The organism is Aquiflexum sp. (assembly GCF_041749095.1).
Taxonomy (GTDB): domain Bacteria; phylum Bacteroidota; class Bacteroidia; order Cytophagales; family Cyclobacteriaceae; genus Aquiflexum.
The window spans coordinates 1-21,129 of record NZ_JBGTCA010000362.1; the positions used below are offsets into that span (position 1 = coordinate 1).

Sequence of the window (21,129 nt, forward strand, 5' to 3'; positions counted from 1 at the left end):
CTGGACAATCTTGAAAATGTACAATTAGACCTGTTCGGGAATAATAATGGGGGTACATTCCAAAATTCCAGTTGAAACAGCTTAAAAATGTAAAAAATGAAGATTATTGGCTAATTTTAAAATTAGTCGGACGACACTAATATAATACTAAGAAAAGAAGTATCAATTTGTGGATTTTTAAGATTTAGGAAATTTTTCCCAATACATTTAACACACCTAAAATACTTGGGTTCCTTTGGAATTAAGCTGCAAGTGAATCTTATTTAATAATGATCCAAGAGATTTTGTTATGAATAAAATAAAAAAAGTTTATCGGTATTTTACAATATATGGCATAGCAAGAACTCTGAATAAGGTAGTAGGAAGGAATCGAAGTTTAACTTTTTTGGGCCCTTTTTATTTTGGAAAAAGTCCTTCTATTGGACTTATTGGCTGTGGTCAGTTTCAATTTTCAACTATCGCTTATTTTTTGTCCAGAAGTTTTACCAACAGGTTTTCGTTTTGTTTTGACATTGACTATTTCAATTCAAAATCATTAGCAAAATACTACAGTATTCCAATTGTATTAAAAGACATAGAAGACTGCTTTAATGTATCTGATTTAAAACTAGTTTATATTGCCTCAAATCATGCTTCACATACAGATTACGCTATTCAATTTTTGAACAAAAATATAGACGTTTACTGTGAAAAACCCATTTCTGTTAACTTTGATCAATTTAACGCCCTTAAAATTGCTATAGGTCTTAGTTCAGGAAGTTTTTATGCAGGATATAACAGACCTTTTTCACAGGCTGTTATTCAAATCAAAAAACTATTCAATATCAAGAACTTCTTAAATGGTAAGTTTTCTTTAAACTGTTTTGTTACTGCTCATGATATACCCCCTCACCATTGGTATAGAAATCCTAAAGAAGGAACGAGAATTTGTGGGAATGTTGGACATTGGCTTGATTTAATGATTCATATTTATAATTGGAGAGGTTACATACCTAAGAAATTTACAATACAAATTGCATATTCAAACATTAAAGAGCCGGATGATAACATTTGTATATCAATATCTACTCCAGAGGGTGATTTGACTTCGATAACAATTACGGCTCGATCTGAACCATTTGAAGGAATTAATGAAACAATTAATTTTCAATATGATACAATAATTGCTAAGATTGATGATTTTAGAAATTTGGTAGTTTGGGATGAAGAAAAAAAATATAATAAGAAGTATTGGATTAAGGATGTTGGACACAAAGTTTCAGTTATGCAGCCTTTCGAAAAAAATAAAAGGGACTTATCTGAAGTTTTTGCTTCCACTGAACTTATGTTAAATATCACCGACATGGTTAGAAATGGAGAGAAAGAAAAAGAAGTTCAGTTAACTTGAAAATAATAAATGAAACAAATCATACAAAATATAAAAAACGGGGATACAATTTTAGAAGAGGTACCTGCTCCTCTGGTAAAACCTGGACAGGTACTTATTCAAACGACTCGAAGTTTGGTTTCATTGGGAACAGAACGGATGTTGGTCGAATTCGGAAAAGCTAATTTTTTGCAGAAGGCCAGGCAGCAACCCGATAAGGTTATTGAGGTTATCAATAAGGTAAAAACCGATGGGTTACAGCCTACCGTCAATGCAGTATTTAATAAGTTAGGACAGCCATTGCCATTGGGTTACTGTAATGTAGGGAAGGTGATTGCCGTAGGAAAAGGCGTTGAGGAATTTGCAGTAGGAGATAGGGTGGCATCCAATGGCCACCATGCAGAATATGTTTCGGTTCCTAAGAACCTTGTAGCCAAAATCCCCGATAACATTTCAGATGAAGAAGCCGCATTTACAGTAATAGGAGCTATAGGACTTCAGGGAATCCGTTTGGCAAATCCTACTTTTGGAGAAACAATCGTAGTCGTAGGTTTAGGTCTGATTGGTTTGATTACGGCGCAATTACTAAAAGCGAATGGTTGTCAGGTAATTGGTTTTGACTATGATGCTTCTAAAATTGAACTTGCCAAGACATTTGGAATTGATGCAGTTAATCCTGGAGAAGGTGTTGATCAAGTGGCATATGTAAATAATGCTACTCAAGCTGTAGGTGCTGATGCGGTCATTATTACTGCCTCAAATAAGAGCAATGAAATAATTTCTCAATCTGCCAAAATGTCCCGCAAGCGCGGACGTATAATCCTAGTCGGAGTGATCGGTTTAGATATTTCAAGAGCTGACTTTTTTGAAAAGGAGCTGACATTCCAGGTTTCATGTTCTTATGGACCAGGTCGATATGATGAAGCTTATGAACAAAAAGGTCAAGACTACCCTTTAGGATTTGTTCGTTGGACTGAGAAGCGGAATTTTGAAGCCGTACTTCAAGCTATATCTGCGAAGGTTATCCAAGTCGAGCCTTTAATCACTGAGAGAGTGCCTTTGGAAGAATATATTCAAATATATGGGGATATGGCCGGAAGTAAGTCTATTGCTTCAATATTGGTATATCCCGAAAAGTCAGGTGAACCAAACCGATCAGTTGTAATAGGATCTAATAAATTTACACCAGGAAAAGGTACAGTAGGGATCATAGGAGCAGGAAATTTTACTTCTGCGATGATTTTACCTTGTCTGAAAAAAACACCTGCTCATTTGAAGTTTATCTCAAGTTCAGGCGGATTGTCAGGGACCACATTGGCCAAGAAATTCAACATTGCACAATCCACTACGGATAATTCTTTGATTCTAAAAGATCATGATGTGGATTTGGTAATGGTGACAACCAGGCATAATGCCCACGCCAAAATGGTTGCAGAGGCATTGAATTCCGGAAAACATGTTTTTGTGGAAAAACCTTTGGCACTGAATCAGGATGAATTGGATCAGGTTCTCAAAGCCTATTTGGAATCTGGAAAGACCGTTTCGGTTGGATTTAATAGACGTTTTGCCCCTTTGGCTTTGAAGATGAAAAAGGCATTGGGTTCAGGTAATACCCCAATGAATATTATAGCTACAATGAATGCAGGTTTTATTCCGGCTAATGTTTGGGTACATGATATGGAAGTAGGAGGGGGTAGAATAATCGGGGAGGCTTGTCACTATATTGATTTAATTACCTATTTGACTGGGTCAAAAGTAAAGGCAGTATGTATGAATGCCATGGGCACCCAGCCTGAGGAAAATACGGACAATGCCAGTATCATGCTCAAGTATGAAAACGGAACGAATGCTGTTATCAACTATTTCGCAAATGGTTCTAAGGCTTATTCAAAGGAAAGGGTAGAGGTTTTTCACCAAGAACGTACCCTAATCATGGATAATTGGAGAAACCTAAAAGGTTTTGGGTTTAAAACCTTCAGTTCTGCTTCATCAGGTCAAGATAAAGGTCATCAAAATCAGTTCAATTTATTGATAGAATCTATCCAAAAAGGAGGTGATCAAATTATTCCAATGGACGAATTGGTGAATACCACTAAAGCTAGCTTTGCCGCAATTGAAAGTTTAAAAACGGGTGCTTGGGTGATGTTAGAATGATTTTTTCATTCTTCAACTGCTTGGCAAATGAAAGGATGAGAAAGTTTGGAGTTGCTAACTAATGTTTTCTATTAGCAATATCACGATCTAAACCTTACTCAGTATATGCCTGGTTTTCCAAAAAAGAATATTAGAAGTTTTATGCAAAAGCAAACCAATTGATACAGAAGTTTAAAAATCTAGGTAAAATTATCCGCACTGTAAGCCACCTGAAACCGATTCAGGTGGCTTATCAGTTAAAATATAGACTAATTAAGCCAAAACCATTACGGGCTTATGCTCTAAATAATTCTGTGCATTATAAACCTTTATCTTTTTTGGAGTTAGGGAAAGTTGATGACATGGTAAAAATTGAAGATAATACCTATATTTTTCAATTTTTAAATCTCTCAAATACTTTCATTGGTGAAATAGACTGGAATTTTGGGGTGCATGGAAAGCTTTGGAACTACAATCTTCAATATATGGATTGGCTAAAGCAAAAATCACTGGGTGTTCAACAACGAAAAGAATTGGCCAATTCAATTTACAAAAACCTTTGGAAAGGCAGCTTAATTTTAGAACCATATCCGGTTTCCTTAAGAATTATGAACGGCATCAGGTTTTTATCTGCTTATGAAGACAATAATTTGGCACCATACATTAAAGCCGAAGCTAATTTTTTAACAAAACGCCTGGAATACCATCTTTTGGCTAATCACCTTTTAGAAAATGCATTTGCCGTTTATATGGCGGGATCTTTTTTCAAGGAAGATCAGTGGATCAAATTAGGGGAGAAGTTATTAAGAAATGAACTGAATGAACAGATTTTGAAGGACGGGGCACATTTTGAATTGAGTCCGATGTATCATCAAATTATTTTTTTTAGAGTACTTGAGCTACTTACTTACGTAAGCCCTGATTCTATTCTATACTCCTTTGTAAAAGAGAAAGCCATTAAAATGCTTTCTTGGCTTAAAACTATCACTTTTATAAATGGGTCTATACCTCACTTTAATGATTCTACTGATGGTATAGCACTCACATCATGGCAACTTTTCAAAATCGCTGAGAAATTAGGTTTAAAAGAAGAATTTAACCATAATTTAAATGAATCCGGTTTTAGAAAATTTCAAAATGATAACTTTGAATTAGTCATTGATGTTCATGGTATTTCCCCAAGGTATCAACCGGGACATGCTCATGCTGATACATTTACCTTTTGCTTGAATCACAACAATCAACCAATCATTGTTGACCATGGAATATCTACCTATAACATCTCCGAAAGAAGAAACTATGAGAGAAGTACTCCTGCCCACAATACTGTATCTATTAATGGAGCTAATTCTTCCGAAGTTTGGTCTGGTTTTAGAGTGGGGAGAAAATTGAATTGTAAGATAATTACTGATAAGAATAATCAATTAGTTGCTACACATAATGGATATGGGAAAAAAGGTATTGAGGTTCAAAGAGAACTAAGATTTTTACCAAATGAATTAACTTTTATTGATACAGTTTTAAGTAAAAAACATAAATTAGAAGAATCACAAATAATATTGCATTTTCACCCCACAGTTGATTTGTTCTTAGATTCAGCATCTTCATTCATCATTAATGGAAGTTTGCAATTAAAATTCAATTCGGTTGTCAATGTTGAAGAAATTTCCTATTTCTTTAACAGTGGCTTTAACAATTCTATTAATGCGAAGGCTTTAAGGGTCACTTTAAAAACAAATGAATTAATCACCACCTTCAAATCATTACCATAATTATGGAAAGGAAAAAAATTTTGTTTTTAACCTTTTATTTTAAACCCGATCTATGTGCAGGTTCCTTTAGGAATTCCCCTTTATTATATGAATTGGCCCGTCTAGGCAAGATTAAAGACATTGATATAGATGTATTTACAACATTACCTAATAGATATAGCACTTTCAGCGAAGAAGCGCCGGAAATAGAAGTATTTGATAATGTTAAAGTACGTAGAGTCAAAATCCCAAAACACCAAAGTGGTTTTATGGATCAGATTTTCAGTTTTAAAACCTACTTCGATACTGTAAACAAAGAAGTGAAAAATGAAAATTATAATTTGGTTTATGCCTCCTCCAGTAGGCTATTTACGGCTTATTTGGGCCATACTTTAGCCAAAAAATTTAAAGTACCACTTTATTTGGACGTCAGAGACATTTTTGTGGACACCATCAAAGATGTTGTCAAAAATAAGCCATTAAAAGCACTTGCAATTCCAATTCTAAATAGAATTGAAAAACAGACTTTTTCCAACGCCACGCATATCAATTTGATCAGTGGAGGCTTTAAAGCATATTTTGAAAGGTACAAGAACCCAAGCTATACTTATTTCACAAATGGTATTGATGAAGTATTTATAAAGGAATATGAGCATACTAAAAGTATTAAAAAGAAATCTGATACAAAAAAAATAGTATATGCAGGGAATTTTGGTGAAGGACAAGGTCTTCATAAAATTGTTCCCCGATCAGCTAAAATTCTAGGAAAGGGATATGAGTTTCAATTGATAGGTGATGGTGGTGCTAAGCAATTACTTTTAGATAAAATTGAAGAAGAAGGTGTTGATAATGTATTCATAATTCCTCCAATGAATAGAGAGGAATTGATAAAAAAATATCACGATTCGGACTATCTATTGATACATTTAAATGATTATGATGCCTTCAAAAAAGTTTTGCCTTCAAAAATTTTTGAATTGGCAATGTTTAAAAAACCTTTATTGGTAGGAGTGAATGGTTATGCAAGGGCTTTTGTCGAGGAAAATTTATCAGACTCAATTCTTTTTGAACCAGGTAATGCGATAGAATTAACCAATAAATTATTGACAAATGAAAATGGTGTAAAAGAGGCAGTGAACAGGACAGCTTTTATAAGAAATTTCAATAGAGAAAACATCAATACCAATATGGCAATATCTATTTTAAATTTGATTCATTAATATAATGAAAGTAATCTATGTAACAGGTATCAGTGGATTCGTTGGTTTAAATCTATTTCGAAGCCTGAAAAACAAATTTGATTTCATTGGGATATCAAGAAGTCCGGCGGGGAATGATAACTGTATTTCTTATGAAGATTATTTTTTAACTGAAAATAGTGAGGATTATGGAATTGTACATTTAGCAGGGAAGGCTCATGATTTAAAAAAAGTGTCTGTTGAAAAGGAATATTTTGACGCAAATTATTCACTTACAAAGAAGCTTTATGATAAATTTTTATCCGAAGATTGTTGTAAATGTTTCATTTTTATGAGTTCGGTAAAAGCAGTTACTGATGCTGTAAATGGTATACTGTTTGAAGATGAAGCATATAATCCAACCACAGCCTACGGCAAATCAAAAATGATGGCTGAGAAGTATATCATGGATAATTTACCTAGTAACAAAAATGTCTATATTTTGAGGCCATGCATGATTCACGGTCCTGGAAATAAGGGTAATTTAAATTTGTTATTCACCCTTGCGAATAAAGGAGTGCCATATCCATTGGCAGCATTTGAAAATAAAAGGTCTTTTTTAAGCATAGACAATTTAATTTTTGTAATTGAGAAATTATTAACTTCAAAAGTCCCTTCGGGAGTTTACAATGTAGCTGATGATGAGGTTTTTTCAACAAATGAGGTAATTAAGTTAATGGGTGAAAGTCTGAACAAGGAAACTATGTTGATAAAAGTTCCAAGAGTTTGTATAAATTTGATAGGGAAACTGGGGGATATGATCTATTTACCATTGAATTCTGAACGTCTGGGTAAACTCACAGAAAACTTTGTTGTAAGCAATGATAAATTGAAAAATGCACTTCATTCCCAGCTACCGATTTCAGGTAAAGTTGGTCTCCTTAAAACCTTTAAATCTTTTAAAAACAATTAGCCAAAGCCAAATATAAATTCATGAACATTGATCAATTTGTTTTAAGCTACCTCAAGCGAAATAGAAGTCTTTTTGCGAGAGATTTGGAAGTAAATGAAAAGCATCTCAAAGAGAACATATACAATAAGAGTCTTATTGTAATAGGGGGGGCAGGAACAATTGGATCTTCCTTTATCAAAGCAGCTTTAAAGTTCAAGCCGGCAAAGCTTGTGGTTGTTGATATTAATGAAAATGGACTTACAGAGCTTGTTCGTGATTTGAGAAGTGTTGAAGGACAATATATTCCGGAAGATTTTATGACATACCCTCTTTCCTTTGATAGTCCTGCATTTAGGAAATTGTTTATAGCCCATGGCCCGTTTGATATTGTAGCCAATTTTGCAGCCCATAAGCATGTAAGGAGTGAAAAAGACATCTATTCTATTGAAGCTTTGATTGAAAATAATCTGGTCAAAGCAAAAGGCTTATTGGATTTACTTGTTGAATATCCTCCGAAGCATTTCTTTTGTGTATCTACCGATAAAGCTGCAAACCCGGTAAATATCATGGGGGCAAGTAAGAAAATGATGGAAGAGCTCATTTTGTCTTACGGAGACAAAATTAAAGTTTCAACTGCTCGATTTGCCAACGTTGCATTTTCCAACGGATCCCTATTAGAAGGCTTTTTAAAACGAATTGAAAAGGAACAGCCTCTTTCTTGTCCGAGTGACGTCAAAAGATTTTTTGTCTCACCTCAGGAATCAGGAGAGATTTGTTTGATGGCATGTATATTGGGCAAGAACAGAGAGATCTTCTTTCCCAAATTGGATATGGAGAAAGACTTGATCAAGTTTGCAGATATTTTCCCGGTATTGTTAAAGCATTTGGGATATGAACCGGTTATTTTTAACTCAGATTCAGATGCAAGAAAAAATATAAGCTTAATCAAAGAAGGTAAATATCCGGTATATGTTTTTGAAACGAATACCTCTGGAGAAAAAATGTTTGAGGAGTTTTATACAGATGATGAAGATTTTGATCTAGGGAAATTCAATGCCTTGGGCGTTCTATCAAAATCTCCAACTTATAAAACAGAACAGTTTGATGTAATATTTAAGGAATTATATGACCTTTTGGAAAACCCCAAACTTGAAAAAAGTCAGATTGTATCTTGGCTCAAAAAATATATCCCCGAATTTCAGCATATTGAAACCGGGATAAGTTTGGATAAAAAAATGTAATGGATGTTAAAGCGTGTATTTGATATTATTTCTTCCGGAGTACTGATTTTGCTCATTTCTCCCCTGTTGATTCCTTTAATGGTTTTATTAAAACTTACCGGAGAAGGCAAAATTTTTTATGTCCAGCAAAGAATTGGGAAAAACGGCAAGCCCTTTGGTTTGCTGAAGTTTGCCACCATGTTGGAAAACAGTCCGAACTTACCTGGTGGTGATGTGACAATGGGAAAAGACCCTAGGGTTCTACCTGTTGGAAGGGTGTTAAGGAAGACTAAAATAAACGAATTGCCCCAATTATTGAATATTTTTCGAGGGGATATTAGTGTAGTGGGCCCCAGACCCTTGACCCCTAAGACCTTCGGGTTTTATCCTGAGATAATACAAAGTGAAATTAAAGTCTTAAAACCGGGATTGACAGGAATCGGTTCAATCGTTTTTAGGGATGAAGAAAGTATATTGGCTAATTCTCCAAAGCCACATCTTCAATGCTATGAAGAAGATATTGCACCTTATAAAGGTGAACTTGAAGTTTGGTACAAAAAACATCAAAGTTTTGGGTTGGATATGCTATTGATATTTCTGACTATTTGGGTAATATTTTTTCCTAAGTCAAAAATTTATGAGCAATTATTCAAAGATTTGCCTAAACGTGAATTAGCATAAATTATTGATATTTATTTGATTATAGTAATGGGAGATCTTCAAAATTAATTGCTAAATTTTATTTAGATAAAGCATTTGGTTAAAAAGAATGGATACAAAACCTAAAGTTGTAAACAGTGAAATCTTTCAAAATCAAAAAGGTATTCTTATAGCCTTCAATGAATTCTCTTTGCTACCAATCAAAAGATTATATTCAATAATACATCCCAATTCTGGAATTGTTAAGGCTTGGCAAGGCCATAAAATAGAAAATAAATGGTTTTATGTTATAGAAGGCTCATTTGCGATTGCTTGGGTTGAAATTGATGATTTCGAAAACCCATCTAGTTATTTACATTCCGATTATAAGGTTATTCAAGCATCTGAAAATGTTGTACTGCATATACCTAAAGGTTATGCGAATGGAATAAAAGCTCTTAAATCTAATTCCAGAGTTTTGGTTTTTTCAGATTTATCTTTGGTTGAGGCAAAGAATGACAATTTTAAATATGACAGTGAAAATTGGCTGAATTGGGATAAACTTTAAAATCAAATGAAAAATTTTTCACTTTTGTTTCTTGCATTAATTTTAGGCATTCAACTGCCCTCCGTAGCCCAATCACTTCCAGCAAATTTCCCAATATTTGAAGAATACTTAAGAAGAAAGCAGTTGATAGATATTGATAGCTCAAACAAATCTTCATTCCTTTTTAAACCCCTTCAATTTGATAGTTTAAATACTCAAGTTTACGAGGGGGATTTCTCTAATTCTAAAGATGTTTTATCTCTAAAATTTCTTCCAATTTTAAGTACATCGCGATTCAATACTAACAGGCCCTATGGTTGGGGAGATTATGGGATGATTCCCAATGTAGGTCTTCAGCAATATTTGAGTGGAGGAATTTACACAGAATGGAAATTTTTATCTTTGCAGTTCCAGCCAGAAATTGTTGTAGCCCACAACCAATTTTATTTTGGATTTAGTCCAGATTTTACTGATTCAGAAATCAAGGCAAGATTTATATATTGGAACCATGGAGATTATCCTGAAAGATATGGAGAATCCGTTTATAGCAGTATTTGGTGGGGTCAATCGAAAATAACCGGGAAATTTGGAGCATTTGAAGCAGGATTGGCAACACAAAATATTTGGTGGGGTCCGGGCCAATGGAATGCGCTTACTTTTTCCAATAATGCACAGGGATTTGCACATTTTACATTGAATACCATAAAGCCGGCAAAGACTTTTTTAGGAAACTTTGAAGGCCAAATATTAAGTGGGAGAATAGATGAATCAGGTTTTGCGCCAACCCAGGATCCGGATTTGAACAGCCGGTTTTTCAGGGATTTTAGTGGAGATTGGAAATATGTAAATGCTATTACGATTTCCTATAATCCCATATGGACACCAAATATTTTTCTTGGTTTTGCGAGAACCTTCCAAGTTTACAGAGAAAAAATGGGAAATTCTTTCAGGGATTATTTTCCGGTTTTTACAGGTGTTACTAAAGAACAGTTTTTTGTAGATGGAAACTCGGTTGCATTCGATAGTGATGGGGCAGATCAACAAATCAGTGTTTATTTTAGATGGATTGTACCAAAAAGTAACTTTGAATTTTATGGTGAATTTGGAAGAAGAGATCATGCTTTAAATTGGAGAGAGTTTATATTGAACCCCGAACATGCAAGGGCTTATTTGATGGGGTTTAAAAAACTCTTTCCTATAGAGGGTGAAAATCGGTATTTTCAGGTAAGGGGTGAAGTTACCCATCAACAAGAATCGATTAATAGATATATTCGGTACCCTGGTTTAACTGGGGGAATAACGTGGCACACACATTCCCCAACAAGAGGGTTTGCTAATTTAGGGCAGCCTTTGGGGGTTGGAATTGGAATAGGATCTAATGTACAAACTTTTGAAATGGCCATAGTTCAAAATTTCAATAAGTTCGGTTTATTGCTTGAAAGACTGGAAAATCATCAGGATTTTTATTATAGAGCTCAATTACAAAATTCTGAGCATAGGCCATGGATTGACTTAGGTTTAGGTTTTCTTTTTGACCATCGGTGGAAAAATTTCCTGATAAGTTCGAAAGTTCAATTTATCAATAGCAGGAATTATCAGTGGCAATTGCTTGATTATAGTACGGAAAACTATCCAAGGGGGAAAAATTTGACATCATTGTATTCCCAAATGAGCTTGATATATTTAATTTCTCAATAATACTCTACCATGATTAACCTTACCATCGTCGCCGGTGCCCGACCAAACTTTATGAAAATTGCCCCCATTCTAAGGGCAATTCAAGAAAGAAAGCAGAAGGGGATAAAAATAAACTTCAGGCTGGTCCACACCGGTCAGCATTATGACAAGAAAATGTCAGGTGATTTTTTTGAGCAATTGAATATTCCCGAACCGGACATCAATCTGGAAGCTGGTGGCGGCAGTCAGGCAGAACAAACCGCAGCGATTATGGTGGCTTTTGAAAAAGAACTTGTGGCCAATAAGCCTGATTTGGTGATTGTGGTTGGAGATGTGACTTCGACTTTGGCCTGTTCTATTGCTGCCAAGAAATTGGTCATAGATGTGGCACATGTAGAAGGTGGCATCCGGTCAGGAGATATTAGTATGCCGGAAGAAGTAAATCGAATTGTTACTGATAGTATCACAGATCATTTTTTTACTACCTCGGAAGTTGCCAACCAGCATTTAAAGTCTGTAGGAGTGACTGAGAATAGGATTCATTTTGTGGGGAATACCATGATTGATACACTTCTTTCCAATCAAGATAGATTTAAAAGTCCGGTCGGGGAGATGTTTGATGACCTCAAGCCAAAGAACTACATTGTCATGACCATGCACAGACCTGCTAATGTGGATGGAGAGCATCAACTTAAGGCTTTGATAGATGCTATTATGACTGGAACTGGTAATCTCCCGGTGATATTCCCTGTTCACCCTAGGACTGCCAAAAATTTAGAGAAGATTGGAATAGAGCATCCAAGATTGAGGATGGTAGAACCTTTGTCTTATTTAGAGTTTAATTATCTGGTGAAAAACGCATTAGGGGTAATCACCGACTCCGGAGGAATTACGGAGGAGGCTTCTGTCATGAATGTCCCCTGTATCACCTTAAGAAATAATACTGAACGACCCGAAACATTAACTCTTGGTACAAATGAGTTGATAGGAACTGACCCCGCTAATCTAAAAGCCCCACTGGAAAAATTGCTTAAAGGAGATTGGAAAACATACAAGGGAATACCCCTATGGGATGGAAAAGCAGCGGAGAGGATTGTGAATAGAATTATTGAAATTTACAGTTGATTTAAGGTTTATTTCTAAAAATCAATGTTGATATACCACTTATTTCAAAAATATTTAAAGCCATTTAGGCTTTAGAAATTATTCGCAGGCGCGAAAAAGTATCAATTAATATCCCTATATCTACCAAAATCTAATTGAAAACACATAAACCAAAACGTATGAAAGGCATAATCCTAGCCGGAGGCTCCGGAACAAGACTTTACCCCATCACTAAAGGCACCTCAAAGCAGCTTTTGGCGATTTATGATAAGCCGATGATTTACTATCCTTTGTCGGTATTAATGTTGGCAGGTATTCGGGAAATATTAATTATCAGTACGCCCTACGATCTCCCAAATTTTGAAAAGCTTTTTGGGGATGGTTCCGATTTGGGATTGAAAATTTCCTATGCGGAACAACCGAGTCCTGATGGACTGGCTCAGGCATTTATTATTGGAGAAGGATTTATTGGCAGTGATTCGGTTTGCCTTGTCCTTGGGGATAATATTTTTTATGGGCACGGTTTTACCAAATTACTTCAAAAGTCTTTCGATTCAGTTGAATTAGAGGGGAATGCCAGTGTTTTTGGATATTATGTCCAAGATCCACAAAGATACGGGGTGGTGGAATTTGATGATTCAGGAATGGTCAAAAGTATTGAGGAAAAGCCAATTGATCCCAAAAGCAATTATGCCGTGATTGGATTGTATTTTTATCCGAACTCAGTTGTGGATATTGCAAAAAATATAAAACCCAGCAAAAGAGGCGAACTTGAGATCACAACCGTCAATCAAGAATACCTCAATCTAGGAAAATTGAAAGTAGAATTAATGGGAAGGGGATATGCATGGCTGGATACAGGAACCCACGAGTCCATGTTAGAGGCTTCCAATTTTATCCAAACCATTGAAAAAAGACAGGGTCTAAAAATTGCGTGCCTGGAAGAGATAGCATTCGATATGGGTTACATCAATAGTGAAAAGCTCTTGGAATTGGCTAATCAGCTTAGAAAAAATGATTATGGCGAATATTTATTGAAAAAAGTCAAATCAAAATAGGGGTGATTTTTGAAAAAACTTAAAAAAAGCATTTATAGTAAAAATTCATTTGATTTTCATGTTATCCAAAATGTACTTTGGATAATAATAAATAGATAATATCAATTTAATTCATGAAATTTTGATATAAGATTAGCTTATCGCTAACTTTGAAGCAAAAAAAATTTTTATGGTCATTTTTCTTGCAGTAAGTACCGCCTTCCTGATAGGTTTTCTTCTCACTCCTATAGTAATCCTTGTCCTAAGAAAAATGGAGTTAATGGATTCGCCTGGGGGACGGAAAATTCATAGTGGATACATCCCTTCAATGGGGGGTATATCATTCGTTACCGCAACCTTCATTGCGGTTCTGTCTTGGTTGGACGCCCAATATATCATGGAGATAAGATTTCTATTGGCTGCATTTGGATTGATGTTCTTCGTGGGCCTAAGAGATGATATGGTCAATATGAGTGCCCTTCAAAAACTTGCCGGTCAATTTATTGCAGCCTATTTGGTGGTTGTAATGGCCGACATCAGGTTTACGGGTCTTTATGGTTTTATGGGCATATATGACCTTCCACTTTGGATCAGTTATGGTTTATCCTTCTTTACCATTTTGGTTTTGACCAACTCATTTAATCTGATCGATGGATTGGACGGATTGGCAGGTTCAATCAGTTTGGTGACATTCATGTTTTTGGGATGGTGGTTTTTTGAAGCGGAATTGATGAGTTACGCAATATTTGCACTTATTCTTGTAGGAGCTGTTTTATCATTCTTGGTGTACAACTGGCATCCCGCTAAAATCTTTATGGGAGATACAGGGTCACTGAGTTTAGGCTTTGCACTTGCTGTACTTACAGTTCTGTTTATAGATAAAAATGGAACAATGGCATCATTTGAAGGTTGGAAATTCAATGCACCAATTGCCTCTGGCGTAGCTTTGTTGATCATTCCAATTTATGACACGACAAGGATTTTTATAAAAAGAACAATGAATGGTAAATCTCCAATGACTCCTGATAAAAGCCATGTTCATCATTTTTTATTAAGAATGGGAATGAGGCATGATCAGGTTACACTTTCATTGGTGTTTGTAAAATGTTTATTTATAGGGTCGATTTTTCTTGGGGCCGGATTGAGTGATTACATTATGCTACCTATCGTCATATTGGGTGCAGTTGCTCTTGGCTTTAGGCTTGACGCCATGACGTTGAAGAGGGTTAAAAAAATCAATAAAAACTCACCTCCTATACTTTCCAAAAGGACTAAGAAAAAATCAACCTCTAAGCCGGATATTCAGGGAAGTGTGTTGGAAAAAGTAAAAATGAGTGACAATTGATTCACATTCTTGCATTTGAATAATTTAGAAACTCCGGAAAATCCAGGAGTTTTTTTTTGTGTCATTATTTCCAACATCAAAGAATATAAAGTTCTCCTCATTTTTTTTCTTTAAACTTTAGCATAGTTTTGCCAGGAAGTCAAAGCAAAAAAAATGGCAAAATTTATACCTCTTTCAACACCGGTTTTTGATGAGAATGAAAAAGATAATATCCTGAATGCAATCAGTATAGGAAAATTGGCAACAAGTGGTGATTTTATTGAGGGATTTGAAGAAGCTATTCAACAAAGGTACCAGGGCATTCATGCATCTGTCCTGAACTCAGGTACATCTGCCATACATTTGGCTTTGAAACTATTGGGAGTTGTCAAAGGAGATGAGGTCATGTGTCAATCTTTGACATTTTGCGCTACTGCTAACCCTATCAATTATTTAGGAGCCTCACCTGTATTTGTAGATAGTGAAGTAAACACTTGGAACATATGTCCCGAAAATTTGTCAAATGCCATACAAGACAGGATATCAAAGGGAAAAAAACCTAAAGCAATTATCGCAGTTGATCTTTTTGGAATGCCTGCTAAATATGATGAATTAACCGAAATATCGAAAAACTTTAATATTCCTCTTATTGAAGATGCAGCTGAGGCTATGGGTTCGTCTATGAATGGGAGACCATGCGGAACATTTGGGGAATTCGGAATTTTCTCTTTCAATGGCAATAAAATAATCACGACCGGAGGTGGTGGTGCTTTACTTTCCGCAAATCAGAAAATGGTCGAAAAAGCAAAGTATTATTCCATTCAGGCACGTGAAAATTATAAATATTATGTGCATAATGAAGTTGGATTCAACTACCGGATGAACAATATGTCTGCTGCCATTGGTTTGGCCCAGATCGGAAAACTTGACTATAAAATCGAAAAAAGAAGGTCTGTCTATCAACATTACCAAAACTTATTGTCAAATATTGAAGGAATCACTTTTTTGGATGAACCGAATGGGTGTTTTTCAAATAGATGGCTATCGGCCATTTTGATAGATTATAAAAAGACAGGATTTTCAAACGAAGATCTTAGACTTGCCTTGCTCAACCAAAATATCGAATCCAGGTATCTTTGGAAACCACTGCATACCCAGCCTTCATTCAAAGAATGCCTGTTTTATGGCAATGGAGTTTCGGAGAATCTTTTTGAAAGTGGCCTATGCCTGCCAAGTAGTGAAGACTTATCTTTATTGGATCAGGAAAGAATGGTGGATGTAATCATAAATTTACTGAACAAATAAAGCTGTCATGTATAAATCTTTTGGGAAAAGGTTGGTGGATTTGGTTTTAAGTGTGGTTTTAATTGTCTTGACCAGTCCGGTTTTCATTATTGTTGCCATTATTTTAATTTTTTCAAACAATGGCATTCCTTTTTTTATTCAGCGAAGACCGGGTTTAAATGGGAAAGTTTTCCAATTAATCAAATTCAAAACAATGACCGAAGCAGTTGATGATAAGGGAGATTTGTTGGAAGATGAGCATAGACTGACGAATTTTGGGAATCTAATAAGAAGAGCCTCTTTAGATGAGCTGCCCCAACTTTGGAATGTGATAAAGGGAGAAATGAGTATGGTTGGTCCCAGACCATTATTGGAAGAATACATGGTTCTATATTCTGAAAGTCAGGCTAGAAGGCACGCTGTAAGACCTGGTATTACAGGTTGGGCCCAAGTAAATGGCAGAAATGCTATAGACTGGAAAAAAAGATTTGAATTGGATGTGTGGTATGTAGATAATATGTCTTTTTTTCTGGATTTTAAAATCATATTATTGACTTTTCAAAATATACTCACACATGAGGGAATCACCCGGCAGGGCCATCCAACCATGCCAAAGTTTAAAGGCAACGATGGGGAAAGTTGAGTTTTGATTTTATTTTCTATTGATGGAAAAAGAAGAATTACATATTATTGGTGCGTCGGGGCATGCCAAAGCAGTTATTGATTTGCTGGAAGACAGATCAATTATTGCCGGAGTGTATGATGATAATTCGGAAATCAGCGAAATCTTGGGGATTGAAGTGCATTGTCCTGCCAACAAAATAAATGGTGTTTTGGGCAAGATTCACATTGCTATTGGAGATAATAAAACAAGAAAAAAAATAGTAGAATCATTATCCTTTGAGACCAAATATGGGACAATAGTTCATAAATCAGCCATTGTTTCAAATTATATCAAAATAGGCGAGGGCACAGTAGTAATGGAGGGAGCAATCATCAAGGTAGATTCAGAAATCGGGAATCATGTAATAGTGAACACTGGTGCCTCTATAGACCATGATTGTAAGATCGATGACTTCGTCCACATTGGCCCCGGATCGACCTTATGTGGCAATATCAAAGTGGGAGAGGGTTCATTGGTTGGAGCAGGGTCAGTGGTTATTCCCGGTGTATCCATTGGCAGTTGGTGTATTATTGGGGCGGGCAGTATCGTTCATAAAGATGTTCCAAATAGTGCCAAGTGGATAGGTGACCGAATTTATATTTAACTTCTATTTTATTCTTGAATTAATTCAAATGTTGAAATATATTTTGAATTAAATTTGATTATCAAACTTTTATTTGTAGTATGTATTGTCAAAAATGCTTGTTAAAAATTCAGATCAAATTAGTCTTATGTTTTATTAGTTTTTCTGAGAATCAATTATATATTTGGTGAATTATCACCCCTTTACCTGTCATTATTTTACATTATCGGTTTTAACTTGTTATGGATTTTTTAAAACAAATCAGAATTTTGCCCCGGTGGGTCATTGCATCCTTGGATGCTTTTATTTTATTCCAATCTGCCTTTTTCGCCTATTTGGTTAGGTTTAATTTTGAGCTGGAGTTAGTTGAACAAAACAATGCTTTTTTTGGATCTTTGGTATTTATGGTTCTTGGTGTGATCGTGATGTTATGGACACGAAGTTATCAAGGGATTGTCAGGCACACAGGATTCAGGGATAGTGTCATTATCTTTAAAACAATTTTGTTTAGTTTTTTCTTGGCGTCATTTGCCAATCTTATTTATTACAGACTGATTTTCAAAAACTATTTAATTCCTACCTCTGTATTGATAATTGCTGCCCTGACGTCACTTTTCCTTTTGGTATTTTACAGGCTCCTTGTCAAAGAGCTTTTTCTCTATCTTAGGAGTGGTTTTGTTAATAATAAGGTAAAAGTAGGGGTTATTTTTGGGGCCAGTGAAGCCGGTATCATTGCCAATGACGTGATCAAAAGAGATAGCAATTCAAATTTTGTGATTGCAGCTTTCCTTGATGATGATCCAAAAAAAGAAGGAAAAATCATTGAAGGGAAAAAAATTCATAAGGGTCTTGATAGCCTATCAAAATTAGTTGAAAACCAAGGTGTTTCTGAGTTGATCATCGCCGTAAGGGACCTATCTGTCCAAAGGAAAAAAGAAATAATTGATGCCTGTTATATCCATAAAATCCATGTGAGTATTGTTCCGCCTTTGAATCAATGGATAAACAGGGGACTTAACTCTGAGGCTATAAGGGATCTGAAAATAGAGGACCTGTTGGGAAGAGAACAAATATCCCTGGAAAATCCAAGGGTCAAATCAGGATTAGAGAATAAAGTGGTATTGGTGACAGGAGCTGCAGGTTCAATAGGGAGTGAACTGTGCCGCCAAATCATGTTTTACAACCCGAAGATGGTTGTACTGTTAGATATGGCTGAATCTACGCTTTATGAGCTGGATATTGATTTGAGAGAATCCGGTATGATAACCCCGCATATAACTATATTGGCTGATATCAGAGATAAAAGCAGTATGAAAGCTGTTTTTAGCAAGATTAAACCGGATATAGTTTTTCATGCTGCTGCCTACAAGCATGTACCCATGATCGAGAATTATCCAGAGGAGGCTATAAAAAGTAATATACTTGGGACAAAGATTTTAGCTGATCTTGCAGTATTATACCATGTTGAAAAGTTTGTTTTTGTAAGTACAGACAAAGCCGTAAATCCTACCAATGTCATGGGGGCTACCAAAAGAGCGGCGGAAATGTACGTTCAATCTTTGAATACCTACCTGGAGAATCACCATAAAAAATCATATACAAGATTCATTACTACAAGGTTTGGAAACGTTCTTGGGTCAAATGGTTCAGTGGTCCCATTGTTCAAAAAACAAATCCAAAAAGGAGGACCGATAACTGTTACTCACCCTGATGTGACCAGATATTTTATGACAATTCCTGAAGCAAGTCAGTTGGTGATTGAGGCAGGTATTATGGGCAATGGCGGTGAAATTTATGCTTTCGATATGGGAGAACCACTTAAGATTTTGGATTTAGCTGTCAATATGATTCATTTGAGTGGGAAAAAAGTCGGTGACGATATATCCATTGTATTTACAGGATTGAGAGATGGAGAAAAATTATATGAAGAATTGCTCAATGATTCTGAAATCGCAAAAATCACCCATCATCCCAAAATCAAAATCGCACAGGTTTCAGGTGTGCATTACTATAAAATAGACAGTCAGCTTGAGATTTTCTTTAATATGGTTGGAAAAAGTTCTGAAAATGACCTTGTATTTCATTTGAAATCAATTATTCCCGAATTCAAAAGCAGTGTTTCGAGATTTGAAGTGTTGGATAGGTTAAATTGATTTTTTTAGAACGCTGATAACGCCGATTTTTCACTGATTCATTTACCTGTGTGTATCAGCATAATCAGCATAATCAGCTCCATCAGCGTTCTATCAAATGATTGTGATTTAAATACTTTCTTTTGACTTTGAATGAATTATGCCAATTATGCCAGATATTTTTCAACAGGAACATAGGACATATCAAATGCCTCAGCTACTGCCTTGTAAACAATTTCTCCATTGATAACATTAAGTCCGGGAATAAGGTCTGCATTATCCTGTGCAGCTTTTTTCCAACCTTTATCTGCCAATTGAATGGCATAGGGTAATGTGGCATTGGTCAGGGCCAAGGTGGAGGTGTAAGGAACTGCGCCCGGCATATTCGCTACACAATAATGAACCACATCATCTATGATATAAGTTGGGTTTTCGTGAGTAGTTGGTTTACAGGTTTCTATACATCCACCCTGATCCACGGCCACATCTACCAATACAGTCCCTGGTTTCATGTCCTTCAACATATCCCTTGTAATCAAATGGGGTGCTTTTGCACCGGGAATCAGGACAGCGCCTACAATCAGGTCAGCGTCTTTGATCATTGCCCTGACGTTATATTCATTGGACATCATGGTTTTGACATTGGCAGGCATTACGTCTGCCAAATATCTCATCCTTGGAATGGAAACATCCATGATGGTAACGTCTGCACCTAGACCTGCTGCCATCCATGCCGCTTGGGTTCCCACAATCCCACCACCAAGTATCAAAACTTTAGCTGGCAACACACCCGGAACTCCTCCCAACAATATTCCACGGCCTTTCAATGGCTTTTCCAAATAATTAGCCCCTTTTTGGATGGCCATTCTACCTGCTACTTCGGACATAGGTACCAATAATGGAAGACTTCTGTCCAATTTTTCCACTGTTTCATAAGCTAAACAGACGGCCTTACTTTCTACCATGGCCCTTGTCAACGGTTCGTAAGAAGCAAAGTGAAAATAGGTAAACAGTAATTGTCCCTCTTTGATCAAATTATATTCAGGTTCTATAGGTTCCTTTACTTTTATAATCATATCAGCTATGCCGTAAACATCTTCTATAGTGGGTAAAATAGCTGCTCCGGCTGCGGTATACTCATCGTCAGGAAAACCACTGCCCATTCCGGCAGTATGCTGAACATAGACCTGATGTCCTTTTTTGACGAGTTCTTTTGCTCCGGCCGGAGTCATGGCAACCCTGTTTTCGTTGTTTTTAATTTCCTTTGGAATTCCTATTATCATTTTGTTAAAATTTGGGTTTGTAAAACAATTGTGCAAAGATAATAAGCTGATGGTAATACAACCCAAAATATTCCCACTTATTTTGAATGGAATAGTAAAATGGAAGGTTTTCAGAATTTTATTTTATAATATTAAATTTTATTGAATATAATTTCAAAAATGTGTTTCTAGTAAATTTTAATATCGGTTATTTTAAAATTATGAATACCGCAATTGGTTTTGTATGTATTTACCTTTTTGCCAACGATTTTAATA

17 protein-coding genes are annotated in these 21,129 nt (G+C 35.7%); 16 read left to right on the top strand and 1 reads right to left on the bottom strand.

Annotated elements, in window-relative coordinates; translation table 11 throughout:
* Positions 1 to 289 precede the first annotated feature (289 nt).
* From ACEW8O_RS16430 to ACEW8O_RS16505, 16 genes are all read left to right on the top strand, one after another.
* Positions 290 to 1,387, top strand: coding sequence for a Gfo/Idh/MocA family protein (locus ACEW8O_RS16430; protein WP_373495712.1), 1,098 nt, complete (start codon positions 290 to 292; stop codon positions 1,385 to 1,387).
* A 9-nt stretch (positions 1,388 to 1,396) separates the two neighbouring features.
* Entirely contained in the window at positions 1,397 to 3,520 is a 2,124-nt protein-coding gene (locus ACEW8O_RS16435) for a bi-domain-containing oxidoreductase (RefSeq protein WP_373495713.1), read from the top strand.
* 158 nt (positions 3,521 to 3,678) lie between these two features.
* Entirely contained in the window at positions 3,679 to 5,271 is a 1,593-nt protein-coding gene (locus ACEW8O_RS16440; RefSeq protein WP_373495714.1) for a heparinase II/III family protein, read from the top strand.
* 299 nt (positions 5,272 to 5,570) lie between these two features.
* On the top strand, positions 5,571 to 6,470 hold the full coding sequence (locus ACEW8O_RS16445; RefSeq protein WP_373495715.1) for a glycosyltransferase family 4 protein: 900 nt from the start codon (positions 5,571 to 5,573) through the stop codon (positions 6,468 to 6,470).
* Between the two features lie 4 nt (positions 6,471 to 6,474).
* Positions 6,475 to 7,401: an NAD-dependent epimerase/dehydratase family protein gene (locus tag ACEW8O_RS16450; RefSeq protein WP_373495716.1), complete on the top strand. Its 927-nt coding sequence runs from the start codon at positions 6,475 to 6,477 to the stop codon at positions 7,399 to 7,401.
* A 20-nt stretch (positions 7,402 to 7,421) separates the two neighbouring features.
* Positions 7,422 to 8,621, top strand: coding sequence for a UDP-N-acetylglucosamine 4,6-dehydratase (locus ACEW8O_RS16455; RefSeq protein ID WP_373495717.1), 1,200 nt, complete (start codon positions 7,422 to 7,424; stop codon positions 8,619 to 8,621).
* 3 nt (positions 8,622 to 8,624) lie between these two features.
* Positions 8,625 to 9,281, top strand: coding sequence for a sugar transferase (locus tag ACEW8O_RS16460; RefSeq protein WP_373495718.1), 657 nt, complete (start codon positions 8,625 to 8,627; stop codon positions 9,279 to 9,281).
* 88 nt (positions 9,282 to 9,369) lie between these two features.
* The gene (locus tag ACEW8O_RS16465) at positions 9,370 to 9,807 is read left to right on the top strand and encodes a hypothetical protein (protein WP_373495719.1); all 438 of its coding nucleotides are present in this window, start codon (positions 9,370 to 9,372) and stop codon (positions 9,805 to 9,807) included.
* A gap of 6 nt (positions 9,808 to 9,813) precedes the next feature.
* Positions 9,814 to 11,484 carry a capsule assembly Wzi family protein gene (locus tag ACEW8O_RS16470; protein WP_373495720.1) on the top strand — a complete coding sequence of 557 codons (1,671 nt, stop codon included), beginning with the start codon at positions 9,814 to 9,816 and terminating at the stop codon, positions 11,482 to 11,484.
* Positions 11,485 to 11,493: 9 nt separating this feature from the next.
* The gene (gene wecB / locus ACEW8O_RS16475) at positions 11,494 to 12,588 is read left to right on the top strand and encodes a non-hydrolyzing UDP-N-acetylglucosamine 2-epimerase (protein ID WP_373495721.1); all 1,095 of its coding nucleotides are present in this window, start codon (positions 11,494 to 11,496) and stop codon (positions 12,586 to 12,588) included.
* A gap of 158 nt (positions 12,589 to 12,746) precedes the next feature.
* Positions 12,747 to 13,625, top strand: a complete 879-nt coding sequence (gene rfbA, locus ACEW8O_RS16480; RefSeq protein WP_373495722.1) for a glucose-1-phosphate thymidylyltransferase RfbA — start codon at positions 12,747 to 12,749, stop codon at positions 13,623 to 13,625.
* 169 nt (positions 13,626 to 13,794) lie between these two features.
* Positions 13,795 to 14,949, top strand: coding sequence for a glycosyltransferase family 4 protein (locus ACEW8O_RS16485; RefSeq protein WP_373495723.1), 1,155 nt, complete (start codon positions 13,795 to 13,797; stop codon positions 14,947 to 14,949).
* A gap of 153 nt (positions 14,950 to 15,102) precedes the next feature.
* Positions 15,103 to 16,233, top strand: coding sequence for a DegT/DnrJ/EryC1/StrS family aminotransferase (locus ACEW8O_RS16490; RefSeq protein ID WP_373495724.1), 1,131 nt, complete (start codon positions 15,103 to 15,105; stop codon positions 16,231 to 16,233).
* Between the two features lie 7 nt (positions 16,234 to 16,240).
* Positions 16,241 to 16,855: a sugar transferase gene (locus tag ACEW8O_RS16495; RefSeq protein WP_373495725.1), complete on the top strand. Its 615-nt coding sequence runs from the start codon at positions 16,241 to 16,243 to the stop codon at positions 16,853 to 16,855.
* Between the two features lie 22 nt (positions 16,856 to 16,877).
* Positions 16,878 to 17,480, top strand: a complete 603-nt coding sequence (locus tag ACEW8O_RS16500; RefSeq protein WP_373495726.1) for an acetyltransferase — start codon at positions 16,878 to 16,880, stop codon at positions 17,478 to 17,480.
* 221 nt (positions 17,481 to 17,701) lie between these two features.
* Positions 17,702 to 19,612: a polysaccharide biosynthesis protein gene (locus ACEW8O_RS16505; RefSeq protein ID WP_373495727.1), complete on the top strand. Its 1,911-nt coding sequence runs from the start codon at positions 17,702 to 17,704 to the stop codon at positions 19,610 to 19,612.
* Positions 19,613 to 19,758: 146 nt separating this feature from the next.
* On the opposite strand, the gene ald is transcribed toward ACEW8O_RS16505, so the two are convergent.
* Complete coding sequence (ald, locus tag ACEW8O_RS16510; RefSeq protein WP_373495728.1) at positions 19,759 to 20,874, bottom strand: alanine dehydrogenase; 1,116 nt, start codon at positions 20,872 to 20,874, stop codon at positions 19,759 to 19,761.
* Positions 20,875 to 21,129 lie beyond the last annotated feature (255 nt).

What these genes read in the sequence shown, in the direction of transcription:
- ACEW8O_RS16430 (WP_373495712.1), top strand. Translation starts at nt 290, where the DNA reads ATGAATAAAATAAAAAAAGTTTATCGGTATTTTACAATATATGGCATA.
- ACEW8O_RS16435 (WP_373495713.1), top strand. Translation starts at nt 1,397, where the DNA reads ATGAAACAAATCATACAAAATATAAAAAACGGGGATACAATTTTAGAA.
- ACEW8O_RS16450 (WP_373495716.1), top strand. Translation starts at nt 6,475, where the DNA reads ATGAAAGTAATCTATGTAACAGGTATCAGTGGATTCGTTGGTTTAAAT.
- ACEW8O_RS16455 (WP_373495717.1), top strand. Translation starts at nt 7,422, where the DNA reads ATGAACATTGATCAATTTGTTTTAAGCTACCTCAAGCGAAATAGAAGT.
- ACEW8O_RS16460 (WP_373495718.1), top strand. Translation starts at nt 8,625, where the DNA reads ATGTTAAAGCGTGTATTTGATATTATTTCTTCCGGAGTACTGATTTTG.
- ACEW8O_RS16465 (WP_373495719.1), top strand. Translation starts at nt 9,370, where the DNA reads ATGGATACAAAACCTAAAGTTGTAAACAGTGAAATCTTTCAAAATCAA.
- ACEW8O_RS16470 (WP_373495720.1), top strand. Translation starts at nt 9,814, where the DNA reads ATGAAAAATTTTTCACTTTTGTTTCTTGCATTAATTTTAGGCATTCAA.
- wecB (WP_373495721.1), top strand. Translation starts at nt 11,494, where the DNA reads ATGATTAACCTTACCATCGTCGCCGGTGCCCGACCAAACTTTATGAAA.
- rfbA (WP_373495722.1), top strand. Translation starts at nt 12,747, where the DNA reads ATGAAAGGCATAATCCTAGCCGGAGGCTCCGGAACAAGACTTTACCCC.
- ACEW8O_RS16485 (WP_373495723.1), top strand. Translation starts at nt 13,795, where the DNA reads ATGGTCATTTTTCTTGCAGTAAGTACCGCCTTCCTGATAGGTTTTCTT.
- ACEW8O_RS16490 (WP_373495724.1), top strand. Translation starts at nt 15,103, where the DNA reads ATGGCAAAATTTATACCTCTTTCAACACCGGTTTTTGATGAGAATGAA.
- ACEW8O_RS16495 (WP_373495725.1), top strand. Translation starts at nt 16,241, where the DNA reads ATGTATAAATCTTTTGGGAAAAGGTTGGTGGATTTGGTTTTAAGTGTG.
- ACEW8O_RS16500 (WP_373495726.1), top strand. Translation starts at nt 16,878, where the DNA reads ATGGAAAAAGAAGAATTACATATTATTGGTGCGTCGGGGCATGCCAAA.
- ACEW8O_RS16505 (WP_373495727.1), top strand. Translation starts at nt 17,702, where the DNA reads ATGGATTTTTTAAAACAAATCAGAATTTTGCCCCGGTGGGTCATTGCA.
- ald (WP_373495728.1), bottom strand. Translation starts at nt 20,874, where the DNA reads ATGATAATAGGAATTCCAAAGGAAATTAAAAACAACGAAAACAGGGTT.